This window comes from Mycobacterium sp. NTMscope_MAC_12 (assembly GCF_976985675.1).
The window spans coordinates 3,109,274-3,120,293 of record NZ_CDRJYY010000001.1; the positions used below are offsets into that span (position 1 = coordinate 3,109,274).

9 protein-coding genes and 1 riboswitch are annotated in these 11,020 nt (G+C 69.7%); of the genes, 1 reads left to right on the forward strand and 8 read right to left on the reverse strand.

The window, feature by feature from the left end; translation table 11 throughout:
• Positions 1 to 58 precede the first annotated feature (58 nt).
• Both AC0KS4_RS14220 and lspA read right to left on the reverse strand, forming a co-directional pair.
• Positions 59 to 985 (reverse strand): RluA family pseudouridine synthase, encoded by a 927-nt coding sequence (locus tag AC0KS4_RS14220; RefSeq protein WP_238956200.1) that lies wholly within the window; start codon positions 983 to 985, stop codon positions 59 to 61.
• Positions 978 to 1,592, reverse strand: coding sequence for a signal peptidase II (gene lspA / locus AC0KS4_RS14225; RefSeq protein WP_238956201.1), 615 nt, complete (start codon positions 1,590 to 1,592; stop codon positions 978 to 980). Before lspA ends, AC0KS4_RS14220 begins: the two co-directional genes overlap by 8 nt.
• 70 nt (positions 1,593 to 1,662) lie before the next feature.
• Here lspA and AC0KS4_RS14230 point away from each other — a divergent pair, with 70 nt between their 5' ends.
• Positions 1,663 to 2,589: an asparaginase gene (locus AC0KS4_RS14230; protein WP_238956202.1), complete on the forward strand. Its 927-nt coding sequence runs from the start codon at positions 1,663 to 1,665 to the stop codon at positions 2,587 to 2,589.
• Here AC0KS4_RS14230 and AC0KS4_RS14235 read toward each other — a convergent pair.
• The 6 genes from AC0KS4_RS14235 to AC0KS4_RS14260 form a co-directional block, all read right to left on the reverse strand.
• Positions 2,554 to 3,963 carry a DNA polymerase IV gene (locus AC0KS4_RS14235; protein WP_238956203.1) on the reverse strand — a complete coding sequence of 470 codons (1,410 nt, stop codon included), beginning with the start codon at positions 3,961 to 3,963 and terminating at the stop codon, positions 2,554 to 2,556. The genes AC0KS4_RS14230 and AC0KS4_RS14235 overlap by 36 nt on opposite strands.
• Before the next feature lie 113 nt (positions 3,964 to 4,076).
• Entirely contained in the window at positions 4,077 to 4,943 is an 867-nt protein-coding gene (locus tag AC0KS4_RS14240; RefSeq protein WP_238956204.1) for a DUF559 domain-containing protein, read from the reverse strand.
• 101 nt (positions 4,944 to 5,044) lie between these two features.
• Complete coding sequence (gene ileS, locus AC0KS4_RS14245) at positions 5,045 to 8,161, reverse strand: isoleucine--tRNA ligase (RefSeq protein ID WP_238956205.1); 3,117 nt, start codon at positions 8,159 to 8,161, stop codon at positions 5,045 to 5,047.
• Positions 8,162 to 8,437: 276 nt separating this feature from the next.
• Positions 8,438 to 8,680: an Rv1535 family protein gene (locus AC0KS4_RS14250; RefSeq protein WP_225327584.1), complete on the reverse strand. Its 243-nt coding sequence runs from the start codon at positions 8,678 to 8,680 to the stop codon at positions 8,438 to 8,440.
• Between the two features lie 287 nt (positions 8,681 to 8,967).
• Positions 8,968 to 9,151: riboswitch (M-box (ykoK) riboswitch) on the reverse strand.
• Positions 9,152 to 9,231: 80 nt separating this feature from the next.
• Positions 9,232 to 10,356 (reverse strand): NAD(P)H-dependent flavin oxidoreductase, encoded by a 1,125-nt coding sequence (locus tag AC0KS4_RS14255; protein WP_225327583.1) that lies wholly within the window; start codon positions 10,354 to 10,356, stop codon positions 9,232 to 9,234.
• A gap of 75 nt (positions 10,357 to 10,431) precedes the next feature.
• Complete coding sequence (locus tag AC0KS4_RS14260; protein ID WP_225327582.1) at positions 10,432 to 11,001, reverse strand: carboxymuconolactone decarboxylase family protein; 570 nt, start codon at positions 10,999 to 11,001, stop codon at positions 10,432 to 10,434.
• Between the last annotated feature and the right edge of the window lie 19 nt (positions 11,002 to 11,020).

The following is an 11,020-nucleotide window of genomic DNA, read 5'->3' on the forward strand; positions in this document are numbered from 1 at the left end:
GAGCGATCGCAAGCGCGGCGAAGCCGGGTGCAGCGGGTCGCGAGACCATCAGACTGAGTCAGCCCTCGTGGCGCAGCACGTCCAGCGCGTGCTGCAGGTCGGGCGGGTAGGGGCTGACGATCTCCATCCGCCGCCCGTCGGCGGGGTGGGCGAGCGACAGCGAGCGGGCGTGCAGCCATTGACGTTCCAGCCCAAGCCTTTTCGCGAGCTTGGGATCGGCGCCGTAGACCAGGTCACCGCAGCACGGGTGGTGCAGCGCGGAGAAATGCACCCGGATCTGGTGGGTGCGCCCGGTTTCCAGGTGCACGTCGAGCAGGCTGGCGGCGACGAAGGCCTCCACGGTGTCGTAGTGGGTGAGGCTGTGCCGGCCGTCCTTGGTGACCGCGAACTTCCACTCACCGCCGCGGTGGCGCCCGATCGGCGCGTCGATGGTGCCGCTGGACGGATCCGGATGTCCCTGCACCAGCGCGTGATAGCGCTTGTCGACGGTGCGCTGTTTGAACGCCCGCTTGAGCAGCGTGTAGGCGCGCTCGGACAGCGCCACCACCATCACCCCGGAGGTGCCGACGTCGAGCCGATGCACGATGCCCTGCCGCTCGGGCACACCGGAGGTGGTGATCCGGTATCCGGCGGCGGCCAGGCCGCCGAGCACCGTGGGCCCGCTCCAGCCCACCGACGCGTGCGCGGCCACCGCGGCCGGTTTGTCGACCGCGACGATGTCGTCGTCGGAATACAGGATCGTCATGCCCTCGATGTCGACCGGCGTGTTCTGCAACGGCGCCGGCGGCTCGGGCAGGCGCACCTGCAGCCACGCGCCGCCGGTCAGCCGATCGGACTTGCCGGCCTGCACCCCGTCCAGTTCGACGCCGCCGTCTTCGGCCAGGGCCGCCGCCGCGCTGCGCGAGAGTCCCAGCAGGCGGGCCAGCCCGGCGTCGACGCGCATGCCCGCCAGTCCCTCCGGGACCGGCATCGAGCGGTCACTCACCCGGGCTGTCCCCGGTGTCCCCGTCGGCCTTGCGCCGCCCGACTGAGTCGAAGTCGAAGCCGAAGATCGACAGCACCACCAGCAGGATGGCGCCGCCGACCACCGAGGGGTCGGCAACATTGAACACCGGCCACCAACCGACCGAGAGGAAGTCGACGACGTGGCCGCGCAGCGGGCCGGGGGCGCGGAAGAAGCGGTCGACCAGGTTGCCCATCGCGCCGCCGAGGATCAATCCCAGGCCCACCGCCCACCAGGGCGACACCAGCCGTCGGCCCATCCAGAAGATGCCGACCACCACGCCCGTCGCGATCAGGGTCAGCATCCACGTGTACCCGGTCGCCATCGAGAACGCGGCGCCCGAATTGCGCACCAGGGTCCAGGTCACCGTGTCGCCGATGATGGGCACCGGCTGGCCGGGAGGCAGCAGCTTGACGGCGAGCACCTTGGTGACGATGTCGAGGGCCAGGACGATCGCCGCGACCGACAGCAGCAGGCGCAGCCGTCGTGGAGCAGGCTCACGCGGCCGCTGCGGGTCGGTCGCCGCGGCGTCCTCAGGCTTGTCGGCCGAGGTCACCCGCTCAGTCGATCCCGTTGGTTCTTCAGGCACTCTCTCATCATCCCCTACCGCCCCGCGCGGGCGAGCGACGTCCGCGGCGGCGATGCGCAATGATTCGACCATGGCCCGCCTCACCGTGATCGCCACCGGGGGCACGATATCGACCGCCACCGGCGCCGACGGGGTGCATCGCCCGGCCTACGGCGCGGCCGACCTGACGTCCGGATTCGACGTCGACGTCGTCGACCTGCTGGCCGTCGACAGCTCGGAGCTGACGCTGGCCGATTGGGACCGGATCCGCGACGCGGTGACGGCCGCGGTCGACGGCGGCGCCGACGGGGTGGTGGTCCTGCATGGCACCGACACCATGGAGGAAAGCGCCCTGTGGCTCGAGCTCACCTACGGCGGCGACGCGCCGGTCGTGTTGACCGGCGCGATGCGCAGCGCCGACGCGCCCGACGCGGACGGTCCGGCAAACGTGCGTGACGCCCTGGCCGTGGCGGCCAGCCCCGCCGCCCGCGGCCTGGGCGTGGTGATGTGTTTTGCGGGCCGGGTGCTGCAGCCGCTGGGCATGTACAAGGTGGCCGCCGAGGACCTGAGCGGGTTCACCGGTCAGGTCCTCGGCACCGTCGCCGGCGACGTGACGCTCACCGGGCCGAAGACCCGGCCGTACGTGGGCGACCTGCGGGCCGGCTCGGCGCCGCGGGTCGACATCGTCGCCGCCTACCTCGGCGGCGACGCGGTGGCGCTCGACGCCTGCGTGGCTGCCGGGGCGCGGGGCGTGGTGCTCGAGGCGTTGGGCTCGGGTAACGCCGGGCGCGCGGTGGTCGACGCGGTGCGCCGGCACTGCGGCGACGGGATCGTCGTCGCGGTGTCCACCCGGGTCCCCGGCGGGCGGGTCGGCGCGAGCTACGGCCCCGGGCATGACATGGCGGCGGCCGGGGCGGTGATGGTGCCCAGGCTGCGGCCGTCTCAGGCGCGCGTTTTGCTGATCGCCGCGCTGGCCGCCGGCCTACCCGTCGCCGACGTCATCGGCCGGTGGGGCTGACACGGCGTCGGCCTGCAGCTCGCCGACGTAGTCCGGCCAGTCCAGCGAATCGACCGGATTGGCGCGGGACAGCTCGCCGCTGCCAGCGGGAAACGTCCGGGCCGGGCCCGGGCCGGAGGCGCGGGTTTCGAACCGGGCGGTGACCACGCCGTGGCCCGCGCCTTGCACCCACCCGTGCCCAAGCTCGCGGTGTAGGACGTCATCGCCCACCCGCCAGCCGTCCGCCTCTCCTGTTGGGGGCCCCTTGGTGAACATCGCCTCGGTCGCGGTTTCGACCGAAGACGAATCCGGTTGCGGCTGCGGCAGTTCCAAATCGGGGAACAGCGACTCCTGGCGCACGTCGCTCAACCCCGAAAACCCCACGCCGAGAAGGCGAATGGGCCCGATCTCGCGCGGATCGAGCAACAGCCGCCGGGCCACGCCGACCAGCGCGGCGACCTCGGTGGTGGCGTAGGGCAGCGTCGCGGACCGGGTCAGCGTGCTCATGTCGGATTTCTTCAGCTTGACCGTGACGGTGCGCGCGCCGCGGCCGTCGCGCAGCAGCCGGTGATGGGCGTGCTCGGCGATCGGTTCGATCGCCTCCCGCAGCTGTTCCAGGCTGGTCAGGTCGACGGCGAAGGTCGACTCGGAGCTGATCTGTTTGGCTTCGGCGCGCTCGGCTACCGGGCGGTCGTCGACGCCGAGGGCCAGCCGGTGCAGCGCCGGTCCGATGGTGGCGCCCAGGATGTTGGCCGCCTCGGCGTCGGTCAGCGCGGCCAGCTCCCCGATGGTCTCGATGCCGAGGCGGTGCAATTTCTCCTCGGCGACCGGGCCGATCCCCCACAGTCGGCGCACCGGCAATCCGCCGAGCAGCGGCCGTTCTTCGTCGCGGCGGACCACGCGGATCCCGTCGGGCTTGGCCAGGCCTGAGGCGATCTTGGCGATCTGCTTGCCCGAGCCCGCGCCGACCGAGGCGATCAGCCCGGTCTGGTCACGAACCCGTCGGCGCAGGTCCTCGCAGAACGCCTCGACGTCGGCCGCGGACGCCCCGGCCAGCTGCGCGGGTTCGCCGAATCCCTCGTCGAAGGAGAGTTGCTCGACGACGGGCACCACGGCGCGAATGGTGTCGAAGACCCGCCGGCTGGCCACCCCGTACACCACGCCGCGCGGCGGCAACACCACCGCGCCGGCGCCGACCAGCCGGCGGGCCTGATGCATGGGCATGGCCGACCGGGCGCCGAACACGCGGGCCTCGTAGCTGGCGCCGGCCACGACGCCGCGCCCGCCCAAACCGCCGACCAGCACCGGCCGACCGCGCAGGGTCGGTCGGGTGAGCTGCTCGACGGAAGCGAAGAACGCGTCCATGTCCAGGTGCAAGACCCAACGCGACCCCATCCTGCAGATGCTAGGGCCCGCCCGACGCCGCGAGGCCAAGGCAGAGCGAGCCGCGAGCCTGGACTTAGCGACGGGTCTTCTCGAGGAACGCGTCGCCAGCTACAGTCTCGCGGTCACAAGCGGCAGCCCGCGGAAAGCAGGGCGGTCCGGGCCCGCTCCACCACGACGTCGGGCCGGTGGCGTAGCAAGTCGGCGCCGACGCGGACCAGCCGCCATCCCCGTCGCTCCAGTTCGGCGGTGCGCTCGATGTCATTGGCGCGGATGCGCGCATCCGTCCAGTGCTGCGGGCCGTCGTATTCCACCCCGACGAGCCACTCCTCCCAACCCATGTCGATCCTGGCCAGCACCGCACCCCAGACGTTGCGCACGATGATCTGCGTCTGCGGCCTCGGCAAGCCCCCGTGCACCAGCACGAGTCTTGTCCTGGTCTCTTGTGGAGATTCGGCACCGGCATCGATGAGCGGCAGTGCTCGGCGCAGCTGCTTCATGCCGCGAGCGCCGCGGTGGGTCTTCAGCAGGGGGTACACGCCCTTGGCGGCAACACCCGTGGCGCGAGCCAGGGCATCCATTCGGATCACCGCGACCGTCAACCCCGCGGATCGACGACCAAGGTCGAACGCGGTACGGGCGGGCGACGTGACCGGCACGCCGTCGACCGCGGTCACCTCCTCTGGCCGCAGCACGTCGTTACGAGTAATGATCAACGACGGGGGGCGCGTGCGATCGCACACCAACTCGGCGGGCGCGTGGGCATCGATCCACTCGGCGCCGAGCAGTGCTGCCGCGGAGTTGCCGGCCACGACCGCGTCTTTCCCCGACCACAGCCACGCCGCGATCGCGCGATCGCGGGCGGTCAGTTCGCTGCCGCGGCGTTGGTACACATTGCGGTAGACGCGGGTGCAGGAGCGTCGGAGCTCACGTTCCGTCAACGCGCCCGCGCTCAGCGCCTCTGTGCCCACAAACAGTTGCCCCTCGCCCATGGGCGGAGGCTGCCACGGCCCCCTGACACGCCGCGAGACTGCAACTACCGACACCTCTTCGCGAAACGCGTCGTGGAATACAGTTTCGCGGGCCAAAAGGATCAGGCCTTGGCGATGCTCACCCGCACGCCGTCGCCGATAGCGACGGCGTCCGGTACCGACTCGGCAAATTGAAAACTCGTGGCGAGTATCTCCCCCGCGATGAGGTCGCGGTGCGCCTGCGCCCAGTCGGCGCGCTCGGCGGGCACCGACATCACCACGCTGATGCGATCGGAGACATCCAAGCCCGTCGACTTGCGCAGCTCCTGCAACTCGCGGATCCGATCCTTGGCCCAGCCCTCGGCTTCGAGTTCCGGTGTGACGGTGCCGTCCAGCACCACCAGGCCCGCGCCGTCGGGCAGGGCCGCGGTGAATTCCGGGTCGGCGGCGACCAGCCGCGAGCTGTATTCGCCGGGCTGCAGCACCGCGGGGCCGGCGGTCAGGGTGCCGTCGTCGTTGACGACGCCCTCCCCCGCCTTGACCGCCTTGATCGCGGCCTGCACATCCTTGCCCAGCCGCGGCCCGGCCACCCGCGCGTTGACGGTGAGCTCGAACCGGCCGTAGGTGTCGATCGCGTCGGTCAGCTCGACGCTCTTGACGTTGAGCTCGTCGGCGATCAGGTCGGCGAACGGCTCCAGACGATGCGGATTCTCCACGGCCACAGTCAGTTTCGGAAGCGGCAACCGCACCCGCAGCTTCTTGGCCTTGCGCAACGACGAGGCGGCCGAGCACACGTCGCGAACCTGATCCATCGCGGCGACCAGGTCCGGGTCGGCAGGCACCTCCCCCGCCTGCGGCCAATCGGTCAGGTGCACCGACCGCTCAGAAGTTAGGCCGCGCCAGACGACCTCGGTCACCGAGGGCAGCAGCGGCGCGGCCAGCCGCGCCGTCACCTCCAGCACGGTGTGCAGGGTGTCGATGGCGTCGACGTCCTCGGTCCAGAACCGCGAACGCGACCGTCGCACATACCAGTTCGTCAACGCCTCGGTGAATTGGCGCAGCTGCTCGCAGGCGCGCGAGATGTCACATCGGTCCATCTCGCGGGTCAGGTCGTCGCGCAGTTCGGCGAGCTTGGCCAGGATGTAGCGGTCCAGCACCTGGGTCGAATCGGTGCGCCAGGTACCGACTTTCGGCGCGTAGAGCGCGAGGAAGCTGTAGGCGTTCCACAACGGCAGCAGCACCTGGCGCACGCCCTCGCGGATGGCTTGCTCGGTGACGATGAGGTTGCCGCCGCGCAGGATCGGCGAGGCCATCAGGAACCAGCGCATGGCGTCGGAGCCGTCGCGGTCGAACACCTCGGACACGTCGGGATAGTTGCGCAGCGACTTGCTCATCTTCTGGCCGTCGGAGCCCAGCACGATGCCGTGGGCCACACAGGTTTTGAAGGAGGGCCGGTCGAACAGCGCGGTGGCCAGCACGTGCAACGTGTAGAACCAGCCGCGGGTCTGCCCGATGTACTCGACGATGAAGTCGCCCGGGTAGTGCGTGTCGAACCAGTCGGAGTTCTCGAACGGGTAGTGCACCTGGGCGTAGGGCATCGACCCGGAGTCGAACCACACGTCGAGCACGTCGGGAATACGCCGCATCACCGAACGCCCGGTCGGGTCGTCGGGATTGGGCCGCGTCAGCTCGTCGATGAAGGGCCGGTGCAGGTTGGTGGGCCGCACCCCGAAGTCGCGCTCCAGCTCGTCGAGGCTGCCGTACACGTCGATGCGAGGGTAGGCGGGATCGTCGGACTTCCACACCGGAATCGGGGTGCCCCAGTAACGGTTTCGCGAGATCGACCAGTCGCGGGCGCCCTGCAGCCACTTCCCGAACTGGCCGTCCTTGACGTGCTCGGGGTACCAGGTGATCTGCTGGTTGAGTTCCACCATGCGGTCGCGGAATTCGGTGACGGCGACGAACCACGACGACACCGCCCGGTAGATCAGCGGATTGCGGCACCGCCAGCAGTGCGGGTAGGGGTGCTCGTAGGTTTCGTGGCGCAGCAGCACCGCCCCGTTGGCCGCGGCGGGACCGCTGCCGTTCTTCAGGTCGCGGATGATGTGCGGGTTGGCGTCAAAGACGTGCTGCCCCTGGTAATCCGGGACGGTGGCGTCGAAACGTCCCTTGGAATCGACCGGGGTGACCGCGGCGATGCCGGCGGCGTCCGCGACGACCATGTCGTCCTCGCCGTAGGCCGGCGCCATGTGCACGATGCCGGTGCCGTCCTCGGTGGTGACGAACTCGCCCGGCAGGACCCGAAATGCGTTGGGGGTGTCCGAGAAATACGGGAACGGCGGCAGGTACCGCGTGCCGAGCAGGTCGGCACCCCGAAAAGTACTGAGCACCTCGGGCTCGTTACCCAGCTCGCGCGCGTAGGCGGCCAGCCGGGCCTCGGCCAGCACGAAACGCCTGCCCTCGGAACGCACCTCGACGTACGTCACGTCGGGATTGACCGCGACGGCGAGGTTGGACGGCAGGGTCCACGGCGTGGTCGTCCAGACCAACAAGAAAGCCCCGTCCAGGTCGCCGCCCACCACCCGGAAGCCGACGGTGAGCGCGGGGTCCTGCCGGCTCTGGTAGACGTCGTCGTCCATCCGCAATTCGTGGTTGGACAGTGGGGTTTCGTCGCGCCAGCAATAGGGCAACACCCGGTAGCCCTCGTAGGCCAGGCCTTTGTCCCAGAGCTGTTTGAACGCCCAGATCACCGACTCCATATACGGCAGGTCCAGCGTCTTGTAGTCGTTGTCGAAATCGACCCAGCGCGCCTGGCGGGTGACGTAGGCCCGCCACTCGTCGGTGTAGCGCAGCACCGAGGCGCGGCAGGCGTCGTTGAAGGCGGCGATGCCCATGTCATCGATCTGGGACTTGTCGGTGATGCCCAACTGGCGCTCGACCTCGAGTTCGGCCGGCAGGCCGTGGGTGTCCCAGCCGAACCGGCGCTCCACCTTGTAGCCGCGCATGGTGCGGTATCGCGGGACGATGTCCTTGACGTAACCGGTGAGCAGGTGCCCGTAATGCGGCAGGCCGTTGGCGAACGGCGGCCCGTCGTAGAACACATATTCTTCGGCGCCGTCGCGGCGGGCGATGCTGGCGCGGAAGGTGTCGTCGCGGGCCCAGTAGTCCAGCACCTCGAGCTCGAGGGCCGGGAAGTCGGGCGCCCCGCCGGCCGGCTTCGGGTATGTGTGCTCGGTCAAACGTCGTCTCCTGTGCCAGTCTCAGGCCTGGGGACGACGACGCGCTGGCTGCGCGAGCGCCGCGGTACCACCCCGCTTGCCGCGCTTTCGCGCGGCCGCTCATTGAAAAGGCTGTGACGGGCCTACCCGTTCGGTTCTACTGAGCCGGTCGGCTGTTCTTCCGAAGGCTCCCCGGTGATGGCCGGATCGACGCCAGTAAATCTTATCGCGAGACTGCAACTACCGACGCAAACGCCGAGTGAACCCGTCGGCAGTTACAGTCTCGCGGTCGGACTGTCAGGCCCGAACCTCGAGCACACCCACCCGCCACAGCGCCGCGTACACGTGCCGCAGCGGAATGCTCAGCAACCGGCAGGCCCCGTTGACCAGCGGGTCGCCGCCCGGGCCGAAGAGCGGGTAATCGCTGCGGCGCGGCTCTTCCACGGGCTCGGGAACCTGGATTTCGGTGACGTCGGGAACCACCGTCAGGGTGCGGGCGGGCGCGACGGTGACGACTTCGTCGTAGAGAGCTGCGGTCATGATCGACTCCTAGAGGAGAATGCCAACGGGGACCAAAAAGGACTGACGTGTCCCGTCCCGGGTCGGTTCCGATCTCAGAACGCTTGGCGGATAAGCACTTAGCGTGTGCGACGACTCAGCCGAGAAGGTCGCGCCGGAGAACGGATCGGGACGAAACAGGGTTCGGACTTCGATCCGGACTATCGCTAGAACTCATGTGTCCCTCACCTCCTCGCGGTCGCGACGCATGCGGGGTCGCATGCGATCTAGGCGCAGCAAAAGGAGCAGAATCCGACGACCGCCGGAGATCCGCACCCCTCTCGTCAGAGCTTCGGCACCACACGACGTGTCCTGGCTGGAAAACAATCCAAACCGGAAGCCACCTGGGCTCAACCCTTAAGCCGGGAGGAGCTGTCCTGACCCGGGGCGTCTTTCGACGTTCGGGGTCAGTGGCCTGTATTCGTGTAGACGCCTCACCTAACGAGGTGCTTACCCGACCGATAATGCACGAGCGGTCTGACGCGGTCAAATCCCTGGATAGCGTGTCCGCGATTCGTTACCGACCGGCCGGGTCACTTCTCGACCAGGCCGTCGAGCCGGCCGATCGTGTCGATGAACTCGTCGACCATGTCGAGTACCACCGAGCGCGTCGGGCGGACCCGATCGAGCGAGCCCACCACCTGCCCGACGAAGTAAGTCGCCAGCTCACGCGCCTTGGCGCCGTCGTGGGCGGCCGCGGAGTTGATGCGCACCTGCGGCTCGGTGATCAGCGCGGTCTGCAACGGCATGCCCAGCGGGTCCGGGTTCTCCGGGCGGTCCCACTCCTCGGTCCAGGCGGTGCGCAGCATCCGCGCCGGCTTGCCGGTCATCGAGCGCGACCGCACCGTGTCCGAGGACGTGGCGGCCAGGAACTTCTCCTTGACCACGGGCACCGTCTCGGCCTCCTCAGTGGTCAGCCAGACCGACCCGCACCACACGCCCTCGGCGCCCAAAGCCAGCGCCGCCGCAATCTGGCGGCCGCGGGCGATCCCGCCGGCGGCGAGCACGGGCACCGGCGCGACGGCGTCGACGACCTCCGGCACCAGCACCATGGTCGCCACCTCGCCGGTGTGGCCGCCGGCCTCGGTGCCCTGCGCGACGATCAGGTCGACGCCGGCGGCGGCATGCCGCTGCGCGTGGCGGGTGGTGCCGGCCAACGCGGCCACCAGCACGTCCTGGTCGTGGGCGCGTTCGACGAGGTCCGCCGGGGGCGGGCCGAGCGCGCTGGCGATCAGCCGGATGTTGTGCGCGAAGGCCACGTCGAGCAGCGGCTGGTAGCTCTTGGGCGAGATGTTCAAACCGCCCGCGGACGCGCGGGCTTCCCCGGCGGGCGCCGTCACCCCGTAGCGGGCCAGCAGGTTGTCGACGAACGCGCGGTGCTCGTCGGGCAGCAGAGTCCGGGTCTGGGCGGGGTCGATCCCGCCCCGCTCGGCGCCGACGTATTTGGGCGGCAGCAGCAGGTCGACCCCGTAGGGCTTGCCGCCGGTCTGCTCCTCGATCCAGGTCAACTCGCTGCGCAGCCGCGCCGGGCTGTGCGCGGTGGCACCCAGGACGCCGAACCCGCCCGCATTCGTCACCGCGGCCACCACGTCGCGGCAATGGCTGAAGGCGCAGATCGGGAATTCGACACCGAGCATCTCGGCGACCCTGGTTCTCATTGCCCGACGCTAAGAGTTCTCCCTTGATAAGTCAATCGCTTACGGCCCTGAGCAATTCACGCCGGGGCGGCGGCCCTACGACCCGGGCGGGCGGCCGTCCGGAGGCCAGCTCGACACACCCTCCTCCAGCGGCACCTCGAGGCTCTGCAGGATGGACGAGACCATGCGCCACGCGCCGATGACCGTGACAAGTTCGACGAGAACCGTTGTGTCGCCGTTGAATTCGCGCTCGCATGCCGCCCAGCTCGCGGCGCTGACCGCGCCGTCGCGCACCACGTCGTCGGTGGCCGCCAGCACGGCCCGCTCGGTGGGCCCAAACCCCGAGTGGTTCCGCCACTCTCGCACGCCGAGCAGGTCGTCGCCCGGGACGCCGAGCCGGGACGCGACGCGCCAGTGCTGCGTCCATTCGTAGTCGCAGGCGGTCAGCCAGCCGATCCTCATGATCACCAGCTCGCGCAGCCGCGCGTCGAGGGCGCCGTGCCAGAGCATGGTGGCGAGCAGGTCGTTGATGGCGCGCGCCAGCGGCGGATGGTTGAGCAGCACTTGGAAGATGCTCAGTTCGGCCATGTAATTGGGGACGGCCGCTTCGTCCGCGGCGGCTTTGGCTTCGTCCAGTGGCAGTTTGGGCAGGCGCGCTGTTGTCATCGGATGAGCACTCCTCTCC

Bases quoted from the DNA above. Each gene is read 5' to 3' on its own strand.
- AC0KS4_RS14230 (WP_238956202.1), top strand. From the start codon at position 1,663: ATGGCCCGCCTCACCGTGATCGCCACCGGGGGCACGATATCGACCGCC.
- AC0KS4_RS14235 (WP_238956203.1), bottom strand. From the start codon at position 3,963: ATGGGGTCGCGTTGGGTCTTGCACCTGGACATGGACGCGTTCTTCGCT.
- AC0KS4_RS14240 (WP_238956204.1), bottom strand. From the start codon at position 4,943: ATGGGCGAGGGGCAACTGTTTGTGGGCACAGAGGCGCTGAGCGCGGGC.
- AC0KS4_RS14260 (WP_225327582.1), bottom strand. From the start codon at position 11,001: ATGACAACAGCGCGCCTGCCCAAACTGCCACTGGACGAAGCCAAAGCC.
- AC0KS4_RS14255 (WP_225327583.1), bottom strand. From the start codon at position 10,356: ATGAGAACCAGGGTCGCCGAGATGCTCGGTGTCGAATTCCCGATCTGC.
- AC0KS4_RS14250 (WP_225327584.1), bottom strand. From the start codon at position 8,680: ATGACCGCAGCTCTCTACGACGAAGTCGTCACCGTCGCGCCCGCCCGC.